General features: G+C 41.8%; 22 protein-coding genes, 1 riboswitch and 1 other annotated feature. Of the genes, 3 read left to right on the top strand and 19 right to left on the bottom strand.

Annotated features, from left to right (window positions below):
• From B3F51_RS05695 to B3F51_RS05740, 10 genes are all read right to left on the bottom strand, one after another.
• On the bottom strand, positions 1-653 hold a 653-nt coding region (locus B3F51_RS05695), incomplete at its 3' end, for a chemotaxis protein CheC (RefSeq protein ID WP_286945995.1).
• Positions 650-1,663, bottom strand: coding sequence for a flagellar motor switch protein FliM (locus tag B3F51_RS05700; protein ID WP_070371897.1), 1,014 nt, complete (start codon positions 1,661-1,663; stop codon positions 650-652). The genes B3F51_RS05695 and B3F51_RS05700, both read right to left, overlap by 4 nt.
• A 30-nt stretch (positions 1,664-1,693) precedes the next feature.
• Positions 1,694-2,434: an OmpA/MotB family protein gene (locus B3F51_RS05705; protein ID WP_286945997.1), complete on the bottom strand. Its 741-nt coding sequence runs from the start codon at positions 2,432-2,434 to the stop codon at positions 1,694-1,696.
• Between the two features lie 17 nt (positions 2,435-2,451).
• The gene (locus tag B3F51_RS05710) at positions 2,452-3,303 is read right to left on the bottom strand and encodes a motility protein A (RefSeq protein WP_286945998.1); all 852 of its coding nucleotides are present in this window, start codon (positions 3,301-3,303) and stop codon (positions 2,452-2,454) included.
• Positions 3,304-3,334: 31 nt separating this feature from the next.
• Positions 3,335-3,529 carry a flagellar FlbD family protein gene (locus tag B3F51_RS05715; protein WP_148637465.1) on the bottom strand — a complete coding sequence of 65 codons (195 nt, stop codon included), beginning with the start codon at positions 3,527-3,529 and terminating at the stop codon, positions 3,335-3,337.
• Between the two features lie 184 nt (positions 3,530-3,713).
• On the bottom strand, positions 3,714-5,216 hold the full coding sequence (locus B3F51_RS05720) for a flagellar hook-basal body complex protein (protein WP_148637464.1): 1,503 nt from the start codon (positions 5,214-5,216) through the stop codon (positions 3,714-3,716).
• A gap of 72 nt (positions 5,217-5,288) precedes the next feature.
• Positions 5,289-5,699: a TIGR02530 family flagellar biosynthesis protein gene (locus tag B3F51_RS05725; RefSeq protein WP_148637463.1), complete on the bottom strand. Its 411-nt coding sequence runs from the start codon at positions 5,697-5,699 to the stop codon at positions 5,289-5,291.
• Between the two features lie 32 nt (positions 5,700-5,731).
• The gene (locus tag B3F51_RS05730) at positions 5,732-6,160 is read right to left on the bottom strand and encodes a flagellar hook assembly protein FlgD (protein ID WP_148637462.1); all 429 of its coding nucleotides are present in this window, start codon (positions 6,158-6,160) and stop codon (positions 5,732-5,734) included.
• A 13-nt stretch (positions 6,161-6,173) separates the two neighbouring features.
• Entirely contained in the window at positions 6,174-7,616 is a 1,443-nt protein-coding gene (locus B3F51_RS05735; RefSeq protein WP_187389238.1) for a flagellar hook-length control protein FliK, read from the bottom strand.
• A gap of 389 nt (positions 7,617-8,005) precedes the next feature.
• Positions 8,006-8,090, bottom strand: a riboswitch (cyclic di-GMP riboswitch).
• Between the two features lie 128 nt (positions 8,091-8,218).
• Positions 8,219-9,955, bottom strand: a complete 1,737-nt coding sequence (locus B3F51_RS05740; protein ID WP_250934965.1) for a Na/Pi cotransporter family protein — start codon at positions 9,953-9,955, stop codon at positions 8,219-8,221.
• A 370-nt stretch (positions 9,956-10,325) separates the two neighbouring features.
• Positions 10,326-10,551 (top strand) — a binding site (T-box leader).
• A gap of 72 nt (positions 10,552-10,623) precedes the next feature.
• On the opposite strand from B3F51_RS05740, the gene B3F51_RS05745 reads away from it, so the two are divergent.
• Positions 10,624-12,018, top strand: a complete 1,395-nt coding sequence (locus B3F51_RS05745; protein ID WP_286946001.1) for a glycine--tRNA ligase — start codon at positions 10,624-10,626, stop codon at positions 12,016-12,018.
• Between the two features lie 78 nt (positions 12,019-12,096).
• Here the strand turns inward: B3F51_RS05745 and B3F51_RS05750 are convergent, their stop codons facing one another.
• The 6 genes from B3F51_RS05750 to uvrC all read right to left on the bottom strand — a co-directional run bounded on the left by B3F51_RS05750 (position 12,097) and on the right by uvrC (position 18,514).
• Positions 12,097-12,486, bottom strand: coding sequence for a 4Fe-4S binding protein (locus tag B3F51_RS05750; protein ID WP_070371888.1), 390 nt, complete (start codon positions 12,484-12,486; stop codon positions 12,097-12,099).
• A gap of 270 nt (positions 12,487-12,756) precedes the next feature.
• Positions 12,757-13,827, bottom strand: a complete 1,071-nt coding sequence (prfA, locus tag B3F51_RS05755; protein WP_250934953.1) for a peptide chain release factor 1 — start codon at positions 13,825-13,827, stop codon at positions 12,757-12,759.
• A gap of 61 nt (positions 13,828-13,888) precedes the next feature.
• The gene (locus tag B3F51_RS05760; protein WP_250934951.1) at positions 13,889-14,767 is read right to left on the bottom strand and encodes a DegV family protein; all 879 of its coding nucleotides are present in this window, start codon (positions 14,765-14,767) and stop codon (positions 13,889-13,891) included.
• Between the two features lie 48 nt (positions 14,768-14,815).
• Positions 14,816-15,583 carry a phosphatase gene (locus B3F51_RS05765; RefSeq protein WP_286946003.1) on the bottom strand — a complete coding sequence of 256 codons (768 nt, stop codon included), beginning with the start codon at positions 15,581-15,583 and terminating at the stop codon, positions 14,816-14,818.
• A 37-nt stretch (positions 15,584-15,620) separates the two neighbouring features.
• On the bottom strand, positions 15,621-16,595 hold the full coding sequence (gene hprK, locus B3F51_RS05770; RefSeq protein WP_070371884.1) for an HPr(Ser) kinase/phosphatase: 975 nt from the start codon (positions 16,593-16,595) through the stop codon (positions 15,621-15,623).
• An 83-nt stretch (positions 16,596-16,678) separates the two neighbouring features.
• On the bottom strand, positions 16,679-18,514 hold the full coding sequence (gene uvrC / locus B3F51_RS05775; RefSeq protein ID WP_286946006.1) for an excinuclease ABC subunit UvrC: 1,836 nt from the start codon (positions 18,512-18,514) through the stop codon (positions 16,679-16,681).
• Positions 18,515-18,632: 118 nt separating this feature from the next.
• Here uvrC and B3F51_RS05780 point away from each other — a divergent pair, with 118 nt between their 5' ends.
• Both B3F51_RS05780 and B3F51_RS05785 read left to right on the top strand, forming a co-directional pair.
• Positions 18,633-18,881, top strand: coding sequence for a hypothetical protein (locus B3F51_RS05780; protein ID WP_070371882.1), 249 nt, complete (start codon positions 18,633-18,635; stop codon positions 18,879-18,881).
• Between the two features lie 294 nt (positions 18,882-19,175).
• A complete protein-coding gene (locus B3F51_RS05785) occupies positions 19,176-19,376 on the top strand; it encodes a cold-shock protein (protein WP_070371881.1) in 201 nt (66 codons plus the stop codon).
• 200 nt (positions 19,377-19,576) lie between these two features.
• Here B3F51_RS05785 and B3F51_RS05790 read toward each other — a convergent pair whose 3' ends face one another.
• From B3F51_RS05790 to B3F51_RS05800, 3 genes are all read right to left on the bottom strand, one after another.
• Complete coding sequence (locus B3F51_RS05790; protein WP_084633687.1) at positions 19,577-19,762, bottom strand: FeoB-associated Cys-rich membrane protein; 186 nt, start codon at positions 19,760-19,762, stop codon at positions 19,577-19,579.
• Positions 19,763-19,792: 30 nt separating this feature from the next.
• A complete protein-coding gene (gene feoB, locus B3F51_RS05795; RefSeq protein ID WP_286946008.1) occupies positions 19,793-21,814 on the bottom strand; it encodes a ferrous iron transport protein B in 2,022 nt (673 codons plus the stop codon).
• Between the two features lie 83 nt (positions 21,815-21,897).
• Positions 21,898-22,122: a FeoA family protein gene (locus B3F51_RS05800; RefSeq protein WP_026395981.1), complete on the bottom strand. Its 225-nt coding sequence runs from the start codon at positions 22,120-22,122 to the stop codon at positions 21,898-21,900.
• Positions 22,123-22,474: the final 352 nt, after the last annotated feature.

Genomic DNA, 22,474 nt, shown 5'->3' on the forward strand with positions numbered 1-22,474 from the left:
GGGGGCGGGGGCGGTGGCGGGGCAACTTCTTCCTCATCGTCCATGCCACTGGCACCCATCGACATGGTTACAATTTCCCGAGCCAGAGCAGGTTCCATGGCACTGATAAATTCACTTTCAACCAGGCCTTCAATGCTCAGATTAAACTTTATACTAACCAGATTATCGCCCTTCAAGGAAAACAAATCACGAATACTGGCTTTACTGGTAGTATCCAGTAGGGTTGGCGGTGAAATATTGACGACTTTTCCCAGAAATGAAGCTAATGCGCCTGCTGCCGCTCCCATCATCTGGTTCATGATTTCACCAATGGCACTTTTGCTGATTTCATCAAACTCAATATCATCACTGGTGTCCATATCAAACAACTGTGACAAGATTTTTTTCATGTCCGACTCTTGTAATAGCAGGACATTAGCCCCTTCGATTCCCTCAACATAGTTAATCAAAACCCCGATTACTGGTTCAAGGTAAGCGAACTCAAACTCTTCGACTCCGATTGTTTCAATTCTTGGCGTTGTAATATTAACCTTGGTATTTAAAATGGTTGACATTGCGGTGGCGGCTGTGCCCATACTAATGTTCATAACCTCGCCGATAACATCAACTTCCATTCCGGATAGCTTATCTGGATTTTCTACTGCTTCTGTCATATGAATAGTTCACTTCCTCTCTCGTTAAGCTCTTTTATCTGAATCGCTCTTTTTTTCTTGTAATCGCCCATTTCCCCCCTAAACCAGACCTCATCGTTGACAACAATATCAACCATTGAATTTGCCGGTTTATTCAGCTTGATGATATCCCCGACTTCCAGCTCGTAAATATCCTGGGAGAGTACCTCAGTGTCACCTAAGACACCTTTTATTTCCAACTCCGTCTTTCTGATTTCATTGATAATATTTAAGCGTCTCTTTTCCTCTGCCTGTTGATCGCCTCTTTTGATATTTTTCTTGGTTTGAGACATCTTCTTTTTAAAGAGCATATCCAGGGTTGTCGCCGGAATACAGATGTTAATCTTTCCCTGGGTTTCATTTACTTTAATACTCATAACAATAATGACAACATTTTCATCGGCTCCGATCCCCTGGAGAATCCGGGAATTGGTTTCAATTTTCATTAACCGGGGAGAGATTTCCAGATAATCAAACCAGACATTTTTCATCAGGTTGATCATCCCTCTGAAAAAATACTCCATAACCCCAATTTCTATTTCAGTAAACTCCCGATCTTCCTTCAGGGGTTTTCCTGAGCCGCCCAATAAGCGGTCAAAGCTACAAAAACCAACGTCTTTGGAAAGATCCATGATAACCAGATCTTCTTCATCTTCGCTGTCTTTAATATCAAAATCAATCAGCCCCATTAAGACTGAATCGGGGAGGGCATTATTGAACTCGTAATACTGCTGTTCTTCCACCTCGATTATTTCTACCAAACTGTAAGTCTGCAGAATTCCTGTTATATGAGAAGACACCAGCCGGGCATAATTTTCATAAATACTGAATAAATGCTTAAGTTGTTCTCTGGTAAAAAGCTTTGGTCTTCTAAAATCGTAATCTTTAACCTTCTTACCGGCCACCGGACTTGGCGCTTCAGGCTCGTCCTTACCACTGATCAGGCTGCTTAAAAGGCTATCAATTTGACTTTGCGAAAGAATTTCTGCCATTTCATTTCTCCTAAGTGTTTGTCTCTAATTCTATTGTGCAACTGTATCTGTTCCTGTCGCAATGTCACTGAAAAAATCTTCAGTCTCGGAAATAATGATTTCAACCCGGCGATTTTTGGCACGGTTTTCTTCGGTATCATTGGGTGCGATGGGCCGATACTGACCAAATCCCACTGACAATAATTTTGCCGGATCAGTAATATAACCATTCTGTAAGAATCTTAGCACCTCATTGGCACGGCTGCTGGATAAATCCCGATCATCAACTGGTGAATCAGCCTGGGCCGTGTGTCCATCAATTCGGATTGATTTTATAGTCGGTTCCACGGCCTTAAAGGCCTGGCCAATATCTGATAAAATCTGCTGTCCACCGGGTTTAATCCGTGAACTGTCGGGTTCAAAAAAGATCGATGACATAAACTTGATCGAAACCGCTTTTTCATATTTTTCGATACTAACTGCATCATCTAAGCCATTTTCCTTAGTATACTGACTCAGGTATTGGTAGAGATCTTCCAGATCAACGATCTCTTCCACCGAAATGTCCTCGTTTGGGGATGTTGAACCGTCTGATTCAGTCGCTGTTCCGGTCGTTTCATATACTGCAGCTGGATTAAATATCTCAACCAGTTGCTTATACTTTGCTGCATCCAACGTTGACATCGAGAAAAGTAGGATAAAGAAGATTAAAATCAGGGTGATCATATCTGCATAGGTATTCAGCCAGGCATCTTTATTGATTCCTTTTTTGTTCTTATTACGCTTGCCCATAATATATACCCCTATTTTTAACTTTCAACAGCTTTTCCTTTTTTACCTTTGGATTTTCCACCTTTTGACGGGGCTTCACCATTCGCTTTCCTGATTTCTTCTTCCGTCAAAAAGTTCATCAATTTATCTCGGATGTATTTGGGGTTCTCGCCTTCTTTTATGGCAACTACACCCTCAATAATCAGCTCCTTGATTAGCAGATCCCGCTCCTGAGCAATTTCCAATTTACTGGATACTGGCATAAAGACACAGTTTGCCAGTACCGATCCATAAAAGGTCGTAATCAATGCGACCGACATATCAGAGCCCAGGGTGCTGGCACCACCTTCAAAGCTCATGTTTTTTAGCATGTTTACCAAACCAATCAGGGTTCCGATCATCCCGAAAGCCGGCCCCAAAGCAGCGCCCATATCATATATTTTTCGTTCGAGATCATTTCGTTCTGAGATATAATCGATTTTTTGATCAAACCAGGATCTTAATTTATCCGGCTCAATGGCATCGACAATTCGCAGGACGCTTTCCTTAAGAAACTCATCCTGAATATCGGCTGCCTTTGCTTCCAGAGCCAACAATCCCTTACGTCTCGCCTCTTTGGAAAGTTCTGTCAGTATATCCACATATTCCAGAGGATCTTGTTTACTTTTAAAAAATATCATCTTTAAATGCTTCGGGATATGTTTAAACGATTTGATTGGAAAAGAGGCAATCAGCACGAAAAATGTTCCACCGATGGTTATAAACATACTTTGAGGATCAATAAAATTCATTAATGCCCCAATATTAAAACCATTTGCAGAACTGAATGTCATCCCAAAAAACATCGTAAAGACGACTAGGACATAAGCAATGATTGTTGAAATTTCCATAAATTTATACTTCCTGTCAGATATTTAGTGGTTAACGGCTAAAAATATTTCGTTTGTATGCAATAATCTTTGATAGTACCTGGGCTGAACTTTCGTTTACCACATAGTGTTTGCCATTCGTCAGGCGAATGGTGGTATCTGGTTTTTCTTCAATAATTTCAATGATCTCACAATTAAGTAGAAACTTTTCATTCTTTTGTTTGTTTAATCTAGTTAATTCTATCATATTTCCACCTTAAAATATATTTTTTATTTTCATAGTATAACCTAAATAGAAGTAATTTTCAACTTTTTACTAAGTAACAGCCAGATACCAAAGGGGTGCTCACCCCTTTGGTATCTGGCCAGGATAAAAAGCTCATCCCGAAGGATTTCTTCCCTTCGGGTGAGCTCTTCTTAATCATTATTTGCTATCGTTTCAGGTTAATCAATTCTTCCAAAATAGAGTCAGAAACTGTGATGATTCGTGAATTTGCCTGAAAACCACGTTGGGCAACAATCATGTCAGTAAATTCCTGAGATAAGTCAACATTTGACATTTCCAGATTGGCTGATTCGGTTCCCCCAGTGCCATTGGTTCCGGCTTTGGTCGCAACCGGAGTTCCAGAGTTTGCGGATTCCATAAAGTAGCCATTACCATCTTGCAGTAAACCATCGACGTTGGCAAATTTTCCAAGTGCCAGGTAGCCCAGGGTTACGGGTTTGTCACTTCCGGCTTCGATTTTTCCGACTAAAGTATTTTCTATCGGATTTGTATCCAAATTTTGGACAATATTGTCAAATGCTGTTGGATCTACATTTAGCGTAACTGTACCACCCGTTGTACTTGTAAGTGCAACACTGCTATCTGTTGTCGGATCAAACTCAATGTCAGTACCTTGGGGGGTTCTTAGGTATTCTGTTACCCCACCCTGGTTTTTAACCGTTGCTACTACTGAAGTAAAACCATCTAAAGCGATTGTACCAATATCCACACCGCTCTCTAAATCTGCAGCAGCCGATACTAGTTTTGTTGTATCAATTTTAAGTCCAGGCAGATTTGCAAACGTTAAAATCCCACTTGAAGATAACGTTCCTGTCAAGTCTCCTGTTATTGGCGTCGTTTCGTCTTTAAGTGTGAGGTTTGCTGGATCCAGTGTGTACACATTACCAGTTTTCGTCAATGTCAATGTTCCAACAACATCTGCGGTTGGCTCAATTGAAAGTGCTGCTATCTCAGTGCTGGCAGCATCGACATTCACCATTTCTCCAACTGCCAGTTGAACATTGCCCGTATAATTAGAATCTGTTGGAAGCGTCATTCCAGTTAACCACGTATTTCCCGCCGTTTTCGTAAATTCTGGATCCCCAGCTTTAATCCCGGTAATCTCGCCCGATTTACCAATGGTGATGCCGGTATATTTAGCCAATTCTGCTGGCGGAACGTTAATTGCCTGAAGATCATCAATTGCCAGAGTACCATTGGCATCGAGAACAGGATTGTTATCCACATCCAGAGGTATCCCCATAACCTTGCTACCCGCACCATCGGTTAGATTTCCCAAGGCATCAAATTTTAAATTACCAACCCGGGTATAACGGTTTGCTCCGGCCTCCGGTTGTACAACCAGATAGCCTTCACCAGCAATATAGACATCCAGGGCTCGACCAGTGCTGGCTCCAGAGGAAATAGTGTTGAGCATATCAATGCTGGCTACCTTGGCACCATAACCCAACTGGCTGGCATTGGTCCCGCCAGTCGTGTTGGTTGCCTCAGTAGCGGTTGATAAATTCTGATAAAGTACATCACTGAAGACCACTCGACTGGCTTTAAAGCCGTAAGTATTAACATTGGCAATATTGTTACCAATTACATTTAATTTGGTCTGGTGGGCTGCCATCCCGGAAATTCCTGAGTATAAAGATCTGATCATTTTTGATTCCTTTCTGTGCCGTTCGAAGCTTATCTGTCGGTCAAAGCTTCCAGTCTCCTCATCGAGGTCCAACTATATAAACACGGCACCATCAATATCATTGAATAGTTTATTTTTCATTTCGTTTTTGTCCATTACGGTAATAACTCGTTTATCTGCCGCATTGACGATAAATGCTGAATTATCCATCATAATTAATGCATTGCCAATCCCTTTTTCCTGAGCTTTGTCACAGGCATCTCCCAACTTTTCCAAATCACTGTCAGACACTTCAATATTACGCTGTTCTTTTCTGATACTGGCGTGTTTGGTAAATGTGACACTGTTTTTTATTTGTTGATCGAGAAGCTCACGAAAGCTATTTTCGCTTTTTTCCGGATTCGTGACTTTTGAGGCCTGATTTGTGGGATTGGTTATTTTTTCGGTTTGTCGAATGATGGCATCATTTAACCGATAAAAATTTCCATTGATTCTGTCCGCCATTGGATCACCTCTTCTTAAACATTAAATGTCAATTATTCTGATTTCGCCTGCGTAACTTCCATAATACTGCTCATCGGATAAGACACACCGTTTACAATCACCTGAGCGTCACCATTATATAAATTGACACCTTCTACTGTCCCGGCAACAACATGAAGCGAACCATCTGAAGCGTTTTCTGCCAGCGTAATGTCTTTTCCAATCAAGCTCATTGAATAAACTGTTTTAGTCATTTCATTCAGTTCAGTCAAGGCCTGAACCATTGAAAACTGCGCCATCTGGGTCGTGTATTGCGAGGTATCTGCGGTATTATTCATATCCTGATTCTGCAACTGGGCCACCATCAACTTGAGAAAATCATCCATATCCATCGATGTGCCGGTTTTCTTTGTCGAAGTAGCTGTTGTTGCTGATGTCGTTGCTGCAGTACTTAAATAATTATTAATATTATCAATCGCCATTATATCTTCCTCCTTAAATCAAGTAATTCACACGGTGGTTCGTATAGTTCTGGAGATTCTGGGGAATCAATACCGATTCGTCTTCGTCACCATTTGTTGTGATGCTGTTCAATACCCCGCTGTTTTTTATAAATCGTTCTCTTAACAGAGCCTGATTTTGATTTTGATTGGGATCAGAACCATTGTTCATCATAAATGTTGCATCCTGACTATCACTGCTTTGCTCTACCGGGGTATTTAAGTGCACCGTTTCCACTTGAACATTCTGAAGCGCCAAACCTCTAACCAGTTGATTAATTTGGTTTCCCAACAGTTTTTGGGTTTCCTGGCTGGCGGCCATAATATCAATGATGAGTTTTCCCTGATCGAAGCTCAATTTAACATCGATATCGCCTAAATTATCTGGTGACAGGGTCATTTGAAATACCATGGGCTTGTTGGGTTCGAAATTCTGAAGAATTTTCTGCTGAACCTGCTGAGCGACCTCTGTTTTGGTCGTTACTTGAACTTCTGCGCTTTTGTTTGAATTAACCCCGGCCATATTAATTTCCTGAACACCATTTTCACCCAAACTCTGTTTTTCTGTTTGATTGATCTGGTTGGTTTGAACATCGATTTTAAATTGATCGGCCTCAGATTCTTCCGTTAAAACAGGTTTGTTTGCTCCATCAACCGCAATTTCAGATTTGTTTTCCAACGGTTGATTACCCTGTAGTTGTTGGCTTTCATCAACGGTCTGTAAATCAGAACCATCGACTTTGATTGACTGGCTAACCAATTCCTGATCCGGGTTGCGTCTATTGGTTGTAACATCAACTAAATCCAACTCAGACCCAACGGTTTTTTGCAACTCCGGTTCGCCTTTAATTTCGAAAACCGTTCCATCATTCAAACGTTCACTGTTTTGCACCACTACCGGTGTGACTTCTTCCCTGATTTCTTCAAACGGTAACATACCTTCTAACGCAGGTGACAGTAATGGCTGACTACTCTCCGTTGTCACGGTGAGCATTTGCCCCTGTTCACCCATAGCTTCCGGCTCTTCAACTCCTTGAATACCTAATTTCAGGTTAAGCCTTGTCAGCGCTGTTTCGATACCTCCCTGAAAACTCTGGATAGCCATTAACTGTGTTGAATCCAGTGTTGATAAAGAACTTGTTCCCCGTTCTTCATCGCTTTTTTGCTCCGCAATCTTTGGTTCTTCAACTTGATCATCAACAGTCGTGACTTCACCATCTTTTACCAATGTTTGATCGCTTTGCCGTCGATTGTTTTCCGCAATCGATTTGGCTTCCCGCTGATTCTTTCGAACCTTCTCCGCATGATGATCCGCATGACTGATCGTCTGTTTTGACTGATCCAGCAAATCCTTAAATTGGGCGCTTTTTTCATGTCCGCTTGTCTGACTGGTGGATGGATTTTCTGATTGTCCACTCATCCCTCTCAATCCTGCCATTGTCGACCTTCCTGTCGCTTGAAACTCTAAATTCATTGCCTACCTCCCTTCGTAAATTTGATTATTACCGATACACAATCATACCGCTAACATGATCGAACAATTCAAATTGTTCGTTTATTATAACAGCCGAAACGGCTGTGATAATCATATGTATACTATATAAGCCAAAATAACCGCTGTAAACATCTAAATCACAAATTAAATTGGATCTTAAGAAAACTCCTATTTTAAATAACAATTATTCCCGCTAAAAGAATCTTTCCTGAAAAACAAACCGGCCATTATTATATAACAGTCAAGGAAAACCCTGCAACTCATTTTATGGTTAATTTCTGACAAAAAAAAGCAGCGACAATACCGCTGCTCATTATGGTTATAACCATCTTAATTGCAACTGGCTGTCATGTACCATTGTATTTAGACCCTGTAGTTTTGCGTCCTTACTTTTCAATAAGTATGCCAATATTAGGTTGTTATAATATTACGATATAATCCTCTCATTGTCAATGAAAATATTACTTTTCTTAAGGTAAATTTCTTGTAAATACCTCTATTTAGCTGTATTTATCTATGTTACGACCCTATCTGGTTGGTTGTATTTATTGCTGACTATCTTCCATTTCATTGTCATAATCATCTTTGGCAATCAACCCCTGATGCAGTTTTAAGCCCAAAATACCCTGGGCAATGTTCGAGGCATGATCACCAACCCGTTCAATATTGGTCAACAGATCCAGAAAAATGACTCCGGCATAAGGATTGCAGATTCCCTCGTTAAGGCGACGGATGTGGTCATCCTTTAAGCTTTCTGTCATTTCATCAATTTCTTCTTCTTCATCAAGAATTTTATAGCATAAGCTTGACTCTTCTGTTTCCATTAATTCTACCATATCCCTGAGGGTGTTGGAAGTCAAACTGATTAAATTTAACACTTCCTGATTGGCAATATCACTAAAGATGATTTTGTTAGTCGCCCGCATTTCAGCCAGCTCCCCGATATTCATGGCATGATCGCCAATTCGCTCCAGATCATGGCTCCCTTTCATGACAAAGGCCAGGCGGTCATTTTCTTCTTCTGACATATTTTCGTTTGAAAGCTTAACCGAGTATTCCACGATGCCCTGTTGAAATTCATCAATGCGTTCTTCCCGCTTGATTATTTCTTCAACCAGCTTTTCATTCCCATCCATGATGGATTCACAGGCAATTTTAAAATTCTTAAAACTCATTTCGGCCAGGCGATTTGTTTCTTTGACAACCTGACCTAAAGCAACGGAAGGATTATTGAGCAATCGATCATCCAATTGCAATCCTTTTTCTTCTTCTTTCTCCGGATAGATCCGATCCAGAAAGGTGACAAAATAACCAATCAGGGGAAATAACACAATGGTGTTGGCTACATTAAAAAAGGTATGCGCCATGGCAATTTGTCTTGCCACATTAGGAACCACCTCACCGCTGCTACTGATAAATACGCCGGAAATACCGACAATGAATTCATAAATGGGATTAGTCGCCATGATGCTGTCCATTCCGACCAACAGGATCATCACCCAGATAGCTCCAAATACATTAACAAACAGGTGGATAAAGGCCGCTTTTTTTGCAGCTGTGGAGGTACCAATGCAGGAAATCAGAGCGGTCACACAGGTTCCAATATTGGTACCTATTAAAATGGGAATACAGATTTGGATCGCACCGGTTCCGCCAATACTGGCAAATACCCCTGACAAAGCCAGTGCCTGGAGCAAACCAATGGAGGCACTACTGCTTTGTATGATACCAGTGATCAGGGTTCCGATCAGAACTCCCAGTAGTGGATTCTTTCCATAGGTTGACAACAGATAAATGAAATCCTCACTCTCCCGGAGTGGCTCCATTGCCGTTGACATCGCAGCGATACCAAAGAATAAGATCCCAAAACCAAGCATGATACTGCCCCAATCCCGATTTTTTTTGCGGGAACTGAACAGCGTTATCAGGGCACCAAAGCCGATAAAAACGGGTGCGAGTTCCGTCACATTAAAAGCAATTAATTGAGCAGTAACTGTTGTTCCAATATTGGCACCGAGAATAACCCCAGCCGCCTGGGTAAGTGTCATCAATGCAGCATTGACAAAACCAACCACCATCACTGTTGTGGTGCTGGAACTCTGAACAATCATTGTGACAACGGTTCCCACCAGTATCGCTTTGACCTTATTATTGGTCAAAACTTCCAGTAGTTTTTTCATTTTTGTTCCGGCCACCGTTTTTAAGCCTTCGCTCATCATGTGCATCCCAAAAACAAATAACCCTAAACCTCCGAAAAGGCCAATCAGCATTTCTAACGTCATTATTTCCTCCAAAATAATCATTGATTAAGGTAACATTTATTTCAAAATTAATAAACATCACGAAAGACCAGCTATCGCAACTCAATCTTTTAATATTAACCAGGATAACTATATTCCTCTGAGTTATATCACCTTTTTGAATTTAACATAATTTTAACATTAACCAATGGGCAAGAGAACCTTTTTTTAATTTTTTTAATTTTCTTTTTTGTTATCGTTTCATTATTATCATCAACCACGTTAACAATATTTTCTTTGTCATTGAGGTTTTATTTCAAGAAATGAAAACGAAGTTCGTTTAAATAACAAAAGTTTAGGTTGACATCAGGGCTTGTATTTGATATTCTTCATTCTAGTTTACAAATTAATAGCAAAAGCGTTGAGAAAAGAATAACTCAGTGGGTCAATGGTTTAAAGCGAACAGATGCTGGTGAAAGATCTGTAATCAAACTCTATGAATGGCACTTTTTGAGCTGCGATACCATTAATTCTTTGGGTGATTGACTGGTGTTGCCGTGAAATTCGTTAAATTTTTAAGGTGGTTTGTCATTTCTGGCAGACAACTTGGGTGGAACCGCGGTTATACCGTCCCTTGTTTTTTAACAAGGGACGGTATTTTTTATTAACCAAAATGCTAATTAAAAATAATGTTAATCAGGAGGAAAAAAATGTCAGAATTTACCATGGCTGAAATTGTCAGTCTTGCCAAAATGAGGGGAATAATCTTCCCCGGTTCAGAAATTTACGATGGTCTTGCCAACAGTTGGGATTATGGCCCACTGGGTGTTGAAATGAAAAACAACGTTAAAAAAGCCTGGTGGAAGAAATTTGTTCAGGAATCACCTTATAATGTGGGGCTGGATGCTGCCATCCTGATGAACCCCAAAACCTGGGTCGCCTCGGGACATGTGGGAGGCTTCAATGATCCGCTGATGGATTGCAAAGCCTGTCAATCCCGTTTTCGAGCTGATAAGCTAATTGCTGACTACTATTTTGAAAAAGGCGAGGATGTCATTGTTGATGCCTGGTCCAACGACGAAATGAAGGCTTTTATCGAAGAACACAACATTGTCTGTCCGGAATGCGGTAAAATGGATTACACGGATATCCGTCAGTTCAATCTGATGTTTAAAACCTTCCAGGGGGTTAATGAAGATACCGCCAGCGAAATCTTTCTGCGCCCGGAAACAGCCCAAGGTATTTTTGTCAATTTCAAAAATGTTCAGCGAACGACCCGCAAGAAAGTACCGTTTGGAATCGCCCAGGTTGGTAAGTCCTTCCGAAATGAAATTACACCGGGTAACTTTATTTTTAGAACCCGGGAGTTTGAACAAATGGAACTGGAATTTTTCTGTGCGCCTGGCACCGATCTTGAATGGTTTGATTACTGGAAAGCTTTCTGTAAGAAATGGCTGTTTGACCTCGGAATGAAAGATGAAAATATCCGCTTCCGGGATCACGAGAAAGAAGAGCTTTCCCATTATAGTAACGCCACCACTGATGTGGAGTTCCGCTTCCCATTTGGCTGGGGTGAGCTTTGGGGCATCGCTGACCGAACCGATTTTGATTTAACGCAACACCAGAATCACTCGGGAAAAGACATGAAGTACACCGATCCGGTTACCAATGAAAAATATATCCCCTATTGTATTGAGCCATCATTGGGAGCTGACCGGGTTTTCCTGGCCTTCTTATGCAATGCCATGGAAAAAGAAACCATTTCCAACGGCGACAAAACCGAAGAACGCAACGTCATGCGGATACATCCCTTCCTGTCGGCCTACAAGGCGGCCGTCTTACCGCTTTCTAAAAAATTAAGCGATAAAGCCCTTGAAATTTCCACCCTGCTATCAAAGCACTTTATGATTGAATACGACGAAGCTGGCAGTATTGGCAAGCGTTACCGACGTCAGGACGAAATCGGCACACCTTTCTGTGTCACCGTCGATTTTGATACCCTAGACGATGAATGCGTTACCCTCCGGGATCGCGACACCATGGATCAGGTTCGTATCCCCATCGCTGAAGTGGTCGATTATATTACGAAGCGGATTGATTTTTAGCGAACCTTTTTTTTAAAAAAAAACGATCCCTGTTCGAAAGCTTTCGAACAGGGATCATTTTTGAGTGATAAATTAAAATTAAGCTTCTTTAATTGCCAATACGTCTTGTGGACATGCTTCAACACAGATACCACAAGCGATACATTTTGAAGGAACATCCCGATCTTCTGATTTAACCAGTACGCCAAATGGACATGCTTCAACACATTTTCCACAGTTTACACATAATTTTTTACTGATCATGTATACACCTTTGGCATTTTGAGTGATGGCTCCTGCTTCACATGCTTTAGCGCATTTACCGCATTGAACACATACCAATGTTTTAGGGCTACCATCTTCTTTTTCGGTGATGCGAATACAAGCCAATTCTGAAACCGGTTCTTTGTAGAATGCGTTTGCACATGCTAATTCACAACCTAAACACTTAACACATGCTGACTGATCTGCTACGACTACTTTTTTCATTGTTACTCCTCCTTAAGGACAATCTGATCTTTTGATCAAATTTATGTTTGAATTTTTTCAACTGATTTTCATTCTACTGATAAAGCCCAAAAATGTCAACCTAATCCGGAATTTTTATAGGTATTTATCGTGTTTCGCTACTAATCTTCTTCCCGCTGATAAAATATTACAGCTCTTTGCCCGTACTCCTTCTAAACAAGGTTAATTTTTTATCAATTAATTCCCTGCAACAAAAAAAGCTCTTCACATTGGAAAAGCTTCTTTTGCTAATTATGAATGCTGTTTCAGTTTTTCAGCCTGGTCGTTGGTGATCAAGGCATTGACCATTTCATCGATGTCACCGTCGAGAAAAGCATCCAGTTGATAAACGGTCATATTGATGCGGTGATCAGAGATCCGTCCCTGGGGAAAATTATAAGTCCGAATCCGCTCGCTGCGGTCACCAGTGCCGACCTGACTTTTCCGGTTTTCGGCAATTTCACTTTGCTGTTTCTGCTGTTCAATTTCATAAAGTCTGGCTTTTAAAATTTTTAAAGCCTTGTCTTTATTTTTCAGTTGGGACTTTTCATCCTGACAGGTGACCACCATCCCAGTGGGAATATGCGTAATCCGAACCGCCGAGTCCGTGGTGTTGACACTTTGCCCCCCATTTCCGGAAGAACGATAGACATCGACTCGCAGATCATTGGTGCCAATTTCAATTTCGACGTCCTCAGCCTCGGGCAACACTGCCACCGTAGCGGTTGAGGTATGAATCCGGCCACCCGACTCAGTACTGGGAATCCGTTGTACCCGATGAACCCCGCTTTCATATTTCAGCCGACTGTATACCCCAGTCCCTTCAATGGCAAAAATGATTTCCTTGATTCCCCCGATGTCGGGAATACTGGAGCTCATGATCTCACTTTTCCAGCCTTGTCGCTCAGCATAACGGGTAAACATTCTAAAGAGATCGCCGGCAAACAGGGCTGCTTCACTGCCACCAGCTCCGGCCCGAATTTCAACAATAACGTTTTTATCATCATTGGCATCCTTAGGCAGTAGCAGAACTCTCAGTTCCTCTTCCAATTCCACTTTCTTTTTAGACAATTCATCGAGCTCAACTTCAGCCATTTCTTTAAAATCTTTTTCCAGTTGTTTATCTGAAAGCATCTCTTTGGTATCGTCAATAGCTGTCAAGGTATCGGAAAACTGATTGTATTTTTGGATAATCGGTTCGATATAGGCGTGCTCCTTAACCAGTTTTTTCCACTGGTTCTGATCCGCAATCACCTCGGGATCGCTGATCTTTTCATTTAATTCAGCATACTTTTCTGCTAAAAAATCTAACTTATCTAACATGGTGCTCCTTAATTTTTATTTAATTAAATTTATATTTCGGTTGACTTGTTTAAAGAAAGGTCTACTCAAATTGAAACGCTTCCTTCCATTCGTCGAAGAAAAAAACGGCCAGAGTTCCCGGACCAGAATGCGTCAAAACCGTCGAACCCAGAGGCACAATCTTAAAACGCTCAGTATTGAAGCGCTTACCGGCCATTTTGACAAACAGATCGACTAGTTCGGGATTATCGGCATGACTGATGCCGATGGTCTGTCGATCCATCTGATCCCCATTTTCTTCCAGATAATCCACCATTTTTTTAATCAGCTTCTTTTCACCTCTGACCTTGTCAATTTGCTGCAGTTCTCCAGCTTTGCTCACTTCCAGCAAGGGGTTGATGTTAAGCATATTCCCAATGATGGCTGTTCCCTTATTCAGTCGACCACCGCGATACAGATATTGGAGATCCGTCACTGTAAAGACATGTTTGACATGATCAATATAATAATTAATCCGCAGCATCAGCTCGTCCATGCTAAAGCCCTCCGCTGCCGCTTGTGCTGCGCCATAGACAATGTGTCCCAGACCATAGCAAACCGCTCTGGTATCGACAACATTAAAGGCCGCCTCGGGATATTTTTCTTTTAAATCCCGTTCCGCCAACGCCGCTGCCTGGTAGGTGCCGGACAGACCACTGGAAAAGGCCAGATAAATAAATGGCTGTTTTTCAGCAATTAATTCTTCAAATCGCTTATAAAAATCCCCGTAGGGAATCTGAGATGTTTTAAAGCGCACCCCTTTACGCATCTTGTCGCAAACAACTTCAGGTGAAATATCAATCCCATCACGATAATTTATTTCATCTTCGACCACATAAACCGGCATGATCTCAATGTCAAATTTTTGTTGATCGCTTTTAAGTATATCACAGGCAGAATCGGTTATGATTTTTATGTTCATCGTTGGTATCCTTTCCCACTTGATTTAAAAGCTTATTTTATCATAAAATTAGTCATTTATCAAAAACAATTCTTGGGCATACTCCCGGGGATCAGCAAAAAGTACCCGTCCCTTACTTTCCAGATAATCTATTAATCGTTTGGTATCCAGATTCATAATCAATTCATCGGGAAAACCAACCGTATCCAAAACCTTGTCGACATAGGGAAAATCACCAATATCTGAGGCAAAGTGGGTATCACTGCCAATAATAATCGGTATTTCCAATTCTTTACAACGGTTGGCAATCCATTCGCAATTCGGCTTGGAACCCTTGCGGATAAAAAAAGAACCGTTGTTTATTTCAATTAAGGTGTTGTGTTTTTTTGCTGCCTGCAAAATCGCCTCGTAATCCAGTTCGTAGGTAGGATTGCCGAGATGGCAAATAAAGTCAACCTGGGGATTGGCAATGGCCCCCAGTACCGCCCCGGTATTGATGGCTTTTGTTTGCGGTATAAAAGTGGGGGTGTGCAACGACGCAGAAATTATTTCCAGCGAGTCAATAAACGTCATCGGAATATCGGTGTTGCCATCCGCATCGATAATATTACTCTCAATCCCTTTTAGTAATTTGACATTGTTTATTTTCCCGGGAATCACCCGATAGTTGGCAAAAAACAAGGGCGTTGGTGCTCCGGGCAAAGCCGGACCATGTTCGGTGATGCAGATCATTTCCAGATTTTTTTGTGCGGCCGCATCAATTAACTCGGTGATGGTGTTATAAGCATGCCCACAGGCAATTGTGTGGGTATGGGCATCTAAAACATACTTTCTCATTTTTTAACTCTCTTTTCTATATATTTCTCGAATGTGCCTAATCGTCGGCCGGTTTTTTTTCTTCCAGTTTTTTCTTGGCTTCCCGTTTCTGTACTTCCAGGTCATTCTGATGGGCAACCCGATCACAAAAAACCTGGGCAGAATGGTAACCGTACTGCTTGGTACGATTATTGATGGCGGCGGTTTCAATGATACAGGCCAGATTTCGACCTCCCGAAACAGGAATCATCACTTCCGGCACCTCGATTCCCAATATATCCAGGGTTTGTTCATCCAGACCCAGGCGGTCATAAGGTGAACGTTCATCCCAGTTCTCCAGGCGAATAACCATATCAATTTCGACGTCCCGCTTCACGGCTCTGGCGCCATAGAGGGTTTTAACATCGATAATTCCGATACCGCGAATTTCCATAAAATGCTGAAGCAGCTCCGGAGCCGTTCCCATCAGGTGACCATCCCGAATCCGTTTGACCTCAACCACATCATCGGCAATCAGACAATGCCCCCGCTTAACAATTTCCAGTGCTGTTTCGCTCTTACCAATGCCACTGGGCCCGGTAATCAATACCCCCACCCCAAAAACCTCAACCAGAACCCCATGTAAGCTGATCCGGGGGGCTGAGAGCTGGTCAATATAATTGACCAGATCGTAAAAAAGGGTAGTGGTTGTTACTCTGCTCTTTAAGAGGGTTCGACCATATTTTTGAGCCGCCTCTTCAAACAGATGGGTCTCATCCTGATCCCAACATACAATAAAACAGGGGAAATCATAGGAAAAAAAGTCATCGATCTTCTGTTTTCGGACCGCTGGATCCAGATCCAGCAAATAGGAAACTTCCACCTTACCAATAACCTGAATTCGTTTGGAGTCAAAGTGTTCATAGTAACCATGAAGCTGCAACCCGGGTCGGTTGATCCCGCTGTTTAGCAGATCCAATTCCGTTGACTGATAATAAATTTTTTCAAGTTTAATTTCTTTACAAAAATCATCCAGATTTACTTTGCCATTCATTCTTCTATCTCTTTTCATTGATTTACTGCTAATTAGTCTACTCAAGTTATTCTACCTCAAAGTTTCCATTGTTAAAAGTTTTTTTATGTCTTGTTTTTAAAATACGCAAAAATCGCCTGGGCTGTTTTCACCTGCATCCCAGGAACCGCCTGGAGTTCTTCCAGGGTGGCTTTTTTGATTTTCTCCACCTGTCCAAAATGAGCCATCAGGGCTTCCCGGCGTTTTTTGCCAACGCCAGGGATTTCCTCCAGCTGAGAAGCCAGCATTTCTTTTTTTCTTAAAATCTGGTGGTAACCCAGGGTATAGCGGTGCACCTCTTCGGAAATCTCAAACAGAAAAACGCCCAGCGGGGTAGCCTTTTTGATCGGATATTCAGTACCCTTAAAAAAAATCCCCCGGAGTCGATGGTGATCATCCTTAACCAATCCGCACACTGCAATCTCCACCGGGTAGAGCGACACAATGCTCTCTGCTGCGTTGACATGTCCGCTGCCGCCATCGATCATCATAATTTCCGGCAAGGGCAAAAAATTATTACCCTCCGAGGCTTTCATGGCTCGTTCCATCCGTCTGAAAATCATTTCCTGCATACTGGCATAGTCGTTCTGTCCTTCCACCGACTTGATCTTAAAGCGGCGACAGGCTTTCTTGTTGAGCTTGCCATCGTCAAACACCACCATACCTCCAACATTATTGGTGCCGCTGATATTGGAAATGTCATAGGCCTCAATACGACTGGGCGGCCGGGTTAAACCCAGCAGCTCCGAAAGTCCAACCAGGCGGCTTTTGGAGTGAATTTCTTTTTCCCGTTTTTCCAGCAGCTGCTGCTTCAGGGCCAGATCGGCATTGTCCGCCACCATTTCCAACATTTTTATTTTCTGTCCCCGTTGCGGTGATAATACTTCAATTTTTTTACCGGCCAGATTCCCCAACCATTCTTCGATGACTCTTTTGTCTTCCAGCATTTCTTTCAAAATGATTTCCCGAGGAATAAACCCACAGCTGGCATAATATTGTTTAACGAAGCTTTCCAATACTTCCCGGGAACTGACATCACCAATGTCTTCGAGAAAAAAATGATCCCGCCCCATCAGCTTCCCTTCCCGGACATGAAAAACCTGAACACAACCCAGACTCTCACTGGCGGCAAAACCAATAAAGTCCTGATCCTGTTTGGTGCTGGAACTGATTTTCTGCTTTTCGACGATATGCTCAATCCCGGCAATCTGATCCCGGTATTTAGCCGCCGCTTCATAATTCTGCGCTAAAGCGGCAGCAGTCATTTTATCGTTCAGGTTTTTTAACAGATCCGGATGTCGACCATTTAAAATATCCAGAATCGACTGGATATCCTTGGCGTACATTTCTCTGGGCACATTCCCCTGACAGGGGGCCTGACACTGGCCAATGTGATAGTTCAGGCAGGGCCGACCGGACTTTTTGCCAAAAGCAACCTGACGATTGCAGGTTTTTAGGGGATAGATCTTTAAAATCGCTTCAATGGTATTCTTTACCGCATAGGAACTGGTAAAGGGCCCAAAGTACTTACCTCCATCTTTTTTATACTCCCGGGTCATCAGAATCCGGGGATATTCCTCATTAACCGTAAGCCGGATCCAGGGATAGCTTTTGTCATCTTTTAGCAGAATATTATAGCGGGGATGATGGGTTTTTATCAGATTACATTCCAGTATCAGCGCTTCCATTTCCGAATCGGTAACAATCGTCTCAATGGTTTCGATATGGGATACCAAAACAGCTGTTTTAGCCGTCAGCTGACTGGTCGAATGGAAATATTGCCGAACCCGGTTGCGTAGATTAATGGCTTTCCCGACATAGATTATTTCGCCCGGTTTATTTCGCATTATATAGACCCCGGGGTTCTGGGGCAGATCTTTTAATTTCTCTTTATCATACATAGATATCAACCTTAAATAAATATTTTTTTGGAATTTTTTGTTTATTCGTCACCACATTTTGGTATAATAATAATACTTTTTTAAACATCCGATTATTAAACAGAAAGGAAGTGTTACCATGTTTGAAAAAATAACTGTAGATGGCCACAACACCCTGATTTCATTCGGTAATTTCGAAGTGAAGATTGTTCCGAAAATTTATGGTGGATTTACCCTGACAAAATCAATTAAAGACAATCCCTTTAAAATCATCGAAATACGTGAGATAAGACTTCCACTATCAGAAAAAGAAGTTTTAAAGGAAGCGAAAGATTTGTTAAAAAGAAAATATGAGTCCATTGACTTCAACAGCTATTGTACCACATAAATCTTGAGATCAGCTTTTTTTGATCCAACTTGTTTCTAAACAAGTTGGATCCGTTCTTTTTTTGATCTCTACTCTGACCTGATGCGTTATTTGTCATGATTCCTTTAATTTCTAAAGTGTTTGTTAAATAAATTGACAACGACCTTCGTTAGATGCTATAATGAAAAAGAATTAAAGTGTATTTATTGATTTCACATATTTTTGCAAGTCATTTTTACGTTGAAATGATTTGCAAAAATATGTGTTTTTGTTTTTGCATTACGATTTACAATTAATATTTAGGAGGTACCAAAAATGAATAATGGTACAGTAAAATGGTTTAACGACGAAAAAGGATTTGGTTTTATTTCAGTAGATGGCGGCAATGATGTCTTTGTCCATTTCTCAGCAATTATCGCTGACGGTCGTAAGAGCCTGGTTGAAGGACAACGCGTTACCTTTGATACTGAAAAAACCGATCGTGGCTTACAGGCTACCAACGTTTTTCTTGCATAATCAAGTCTTTATTAAAAGCCCCACCAGCGCTGCTGGTGGGGCTTTTTTTCTTAACTAACTCACTACTAACTACCATACCGATCAATTATTAATCTGTTGTTCGCTACAAGCTCGGACAGGCTAAGCCGTGTCCGCCATGATGCGTACAACATGATGTAATAATTGTCGTTACTTCTTCTGCAATTATCTACGACCAATTATTAATCTTCTTTAGGCGGCTCAGATTTAAGATGGCAGCCCGGGCAGCCGTCGCCGCCTTTGCAGCCCTCACAGGAAAAATCTCCGGCCTTCATTTTTTTTACTTTTTTGAAAATTATATAACCCGCCGCACCTAAAATTATTGCTGCTAAAATCCAGGTAATCACTTCTATTCCTTCTTTCTTCAATTACGCTGATCCAATGCGCACAATGGAAAATTAACTAAAAATTCGACTGCCAACCTGATAAACAATTAAGGCAATGGTATAGGCTAAACCAATTTGATAAGCCAATGCAAAAAGAAAATCACGCCAGTTTCCCAATTCTTTTTTCATGGTGGCAATGGCAGCCATACAGGGCGATGCCAGTAAAACAAAGATCACGAAGCTGTAGGCGGAAACCGGTGTAAAGATCAGACTAACCGCATCGGTAAAGCTGCCTTCCTGACCCGACAAGAGTACACTCATGGTACTGATGATCATTTCTTTGGCGGCAATACCCGTTAGCAGCGCTACCGAAGCGACCCAGTTGCCAAAACCCAGCGGGATAAAGATTGGCGCAATGATCTTGCCAAATGCCGCTAAAATGCTTTCATCGGGAGTTTGAGCCATTTGCAAACCTGGGGTAAAGCTCTGCAAAAACCACAGCACCACTGAAGCCGCAAAGATAATTGTTCCAGCCCGGACAATAAATTCTTTGGTTCGCTGCCATACCTGAGTGGTAGTGTTCTTAAGCTTTGGCAGTCGTAACGGCGGAATTTCCAGCAGGTAACCGGAATCGGCTCCCTTAAACCAGGTTTTTGACAATACAAATCCCGATGCGAAAACCACTGTCAAGCTAACCAGATAGAGGGAGAACACCAGCAGAGTCTGATACTCAACAAAAAACACCGATGCCATCAAAACATAGATAGGCATCTTGGCCCCACAGGAGATAAATGGGGTTAATACCGCAGTCAACTTCCGCTCCCGTTCGTTTTCCAGGGTTCGGGTAGCCATTACTCCCGGTACCGAGCATCCCAACCCCACCACCATCGGGATAAAGGATTTTCCAGATAAACCAAAATGCCGAAAAATCCGATCCATAATAAAGGCAACCCGGGCCATATAACCGCTGTCCTCGAGAATGGAGATAAAAATAAACAACACCACCAACTGCGGTACGAAGGTCAATACTGCGCCAACCCCGGTAATAATGCCGTCATTGATCAGAGCAATGATCCAATCTGCTGCTCCCAGGCTTCCCAGACCAGCAGCCACCGTTACCATCAACACATCATTGATAAACCACTCAATCCCACCAATGGTAATTTCACCCACCAGGGTAATTGATACATAATAAATCACAAACATAAAGAAAAAGAAAATCGGCAGGGCCGCATAGCGGTTCATCAGCACTCGATCCAGTCTTTCTTGAAAAGGGATGCTCTGATCTTTGGTTTTTTTTGTTGCCATGCTAATCCCATCAGTGATAAAACGATAGCGATAATCGGCAATGGCACTGTCGACATCATGATTTGACAGCACTTCGATTTTTTTTCTGACCCCATCGATATCTGCTAATAATTCGATGTTTTTATCAATTTTCAGGAGCACTTCTTCGTCTTTTTCAATCAGTTTAATAACCCGGAATAACCGTGGATAATCAGTCAAAAGCCCGGGATATTTATTCTGAATAAGCTCATCAAATTCATTGAAGATGGTCATTATCTCTGGCGGAAAGATCTGCGGAAATTCTTTAAGTCGTTTAATCTCGACGGTTTTTTCAACCTCTTTAATCAATTCGTCAATGCCGGTTTCTTTCTGAGCCGATATTTCAATAAAGGGATAGCCGAAGATTTTTTCCATCTCCCGGACATCAATTTCCACCCCGGTTTTCTTGACCACATCCATCATGTTCAGAGCCCCCACCATCGGACAGTTGAGCTCCATCAATTGGGTGCTTAAATATAGATTTCGCTCAATGTTGGAGGCATCTATGATATTGATGATCAGATCCGGCCGTTCATCCAGCAAAAAATTCCGGGAGACGATCTCATCCATCGAGTAGGGTGCCAGTGAGTAAATGCCCGGCAAATCCACCAAGGTCATGTCACTGCTGGTGCCTCTTAAGTCTCCCTCTTTTTTTTCAACCGTTACTCCGGGCCAGTTCCCCACGTAGAGATTACTGCCGGTGAGACAATTAAACAGCGTAGTTTTTCCCGAGTTGGGATTTCCCACCAACGCAATTTTATATTTCATTTCCATTCCTCATTTCCCTTTTTCACTAAATGCTGATTCATCTTAAAATAACGAAACCACCTCAAAAGGTGGTTTTTTATTTATTACTGAACCATTAAAATATTTTCAGCATCTTTTTTCCGAAGGCTGAGGGAATATCCTCTCAAGCGAACCTCGATGGGATCGCCAAATGGAGCTGTTTTATTAACTTGAATCTCTACCCCTGGTGTTACACCCATGTCCATGAGTTTGCGACGCATTAAGCCTTCTACAGCAATTGAACCAACACATGCCTTCTGACCTGGTCTTAAATCTTTCAAAGTAAACATAAACACATCCTCTATTCTTATGGTTTAAATTTAGTTGTCGTCGCCATCATTTGTTAAAGATGGCTTTCTTTTTGTTAGCTTTATTATACTCTAATTGAAATTCATTGTCAATTAGAGTCTGTAACTTTTTATGGCCTTAAGCATTTTTTAAACGTATCAAAAAAAGAACGCTGAAACAGCGTTCTTGAGGTTATCAATGAACCACCGTACCGACCAATTGTTAATCTGTTGTTCGCTGCGCCATGCGAAATCCGCTTTGCTCCTTTCGCATTGGTCGCGGGCAGTCGCCAACTACAAGCAAGCTTGTGATTGGCTCGTTGCCTACGCGCAAATCGGACAGGCGATGCCGTGT

The sequence above is a fragment of the Acetobacterium sp. UBA5834 genome (assembly GCF_002435675.1).
GTDB classification, from domain to species: domain Bacteria; phylum Bacillota; class Clostridia; order Eubacteriales; family Eubacteriaceae; genus Acetobacterium; species Acetobacterium wieringae.

Coding starts and splice junctions, on each gene's coding strand:
- B3F51_RS05700 (WP_070371897.1), bottom strand. CDS start 1,663: ATGGCAGAAATTCTTTCGCAAAGTCAAATTGATAGCCTTTTAAGCAGC.
- B3F51_RS05705 (WP_286945997.1), bottom strand. CDS start 2,434: ATGGGCAAGCGTAATAAGAACAAAAAAGGAATCAATAAAGATGCCTGG.
- B3F51_RS05710 (WP_286945998.1), bottom strand. CDS start 3,303: ATGGAAATTTCAACAATCATTGCTTATGTCCTAGTCGTCTTTACGATG.
- B3F51_RS05715 (WP_148637465.1), bottom strand. CDS start 3,529: ATGATAGAATTAACTAGATTAAACAAACAAAAGAATGAAAAGTTTCTA.
- B3F51_RS05720 (WP_148637464.1), bottom strand. CDS start 5,216: ATGATCAGATCTTTATACTCAGGAATTTCCGGGATGGCAGCCCACCAG.
- B3F51_RS05725 (WP_148637463.1), bottom strand. CDS start 5,699: ATGGCGGACAGAATCAATGGAAATTTTTATCGGTTAAATGATGCCATC.
- B3F51_RS05730 (WP_148637462.1), bottom strand. CDS start 6,160: ATGGCGATTGATAATATTAATAATTATTTAAGTACTGCAGCAACGACA.
- B3F51_RS05735 (WP_187389238.1), bottom strand. CDS start 7,616: ATGGCAGGATTGAGAGGGATGAGTGGACAATCAGAAAATCCATCCACC.
- B3F51_RS05740 (WP_250934965.1), bottom strand. CDS start 9,955: ATGACGTTAGAAATGCTGATTGGCCTTTTCGGAGGTTTAGGGTTATTT.
- B3F51_RS05745 (WP_286946001.1), top strand. CDS start 10,624: ATGTCAGAATTTACCATGGCTGAAATTGTCAGTCTTGCCAAAATGAGG.
- B3F51_RS05750 (WP_070371888.1), bottom strand. CDS start 12,486: ATGAAAAAAGTAGTCGTAGCAGATCAGTCAGCATGTGTTAAGTGTTTA.
- prfA (WP_250934953.1), bottom strand. CDS start 13,827: ATGTTAGATAAGTTAGATTTTTTAGCAGAAAAGTATGCTGAATTAAAT.
- B3F51_RS05760 (WP_250934951.1), bottom strand. CDS start 14,767: ATGAACATAAAAATCATAACCGATTCTGCCTGTGATATACTTAAAAGC.
- B3F51_RS05765 (WP_286946003.1), bottom strand. CDS start 15,583: ATGAGAAAGTATGTTTTAGATGCCCATACCCACACAATTGCCTGTGGG.
- hprK (WP_070371884.1), bottom strand. CDS start 16,595: ATGAATGGCAAAGTAAATCTGGATGATTTTTGTAAAGAAATTAAACTT.
- uvrC (WP_286946006.1), bottom strand. CDS start 18,514: ATGTATGATAAAGAGAAATTAAAAGATCTGCCCCAGAACCCCGGGGTC.
- B3F51_RS05780 (WP_070371882.1), top strand. CDS start 18,633: ATGTTTGAAAAAATAACTGTAGATGGCCACAACACCCTGATTTCATTC.
- B3F51_RS05785 (WP_070371881.1), top strand. CDS start 19,176: ATGAATAATGGTACAGTAAAATGGTTTAACGACGAAAAAGGATTTGGT.
- feoB (WP_286946008.1), bottom strand. CDS start 21,814: ATGAAATATAAAATTGCGTTGGTGGGAAATCCCAACTCGGGAAAAACT.
- B3F51_RS05800 (WP_026395981.1), bottom strand. CDS start 22,122: ATGTTTACTTTGAAAGATTTAAGACCAGGTCAGAAGGCATGTGTTGGT.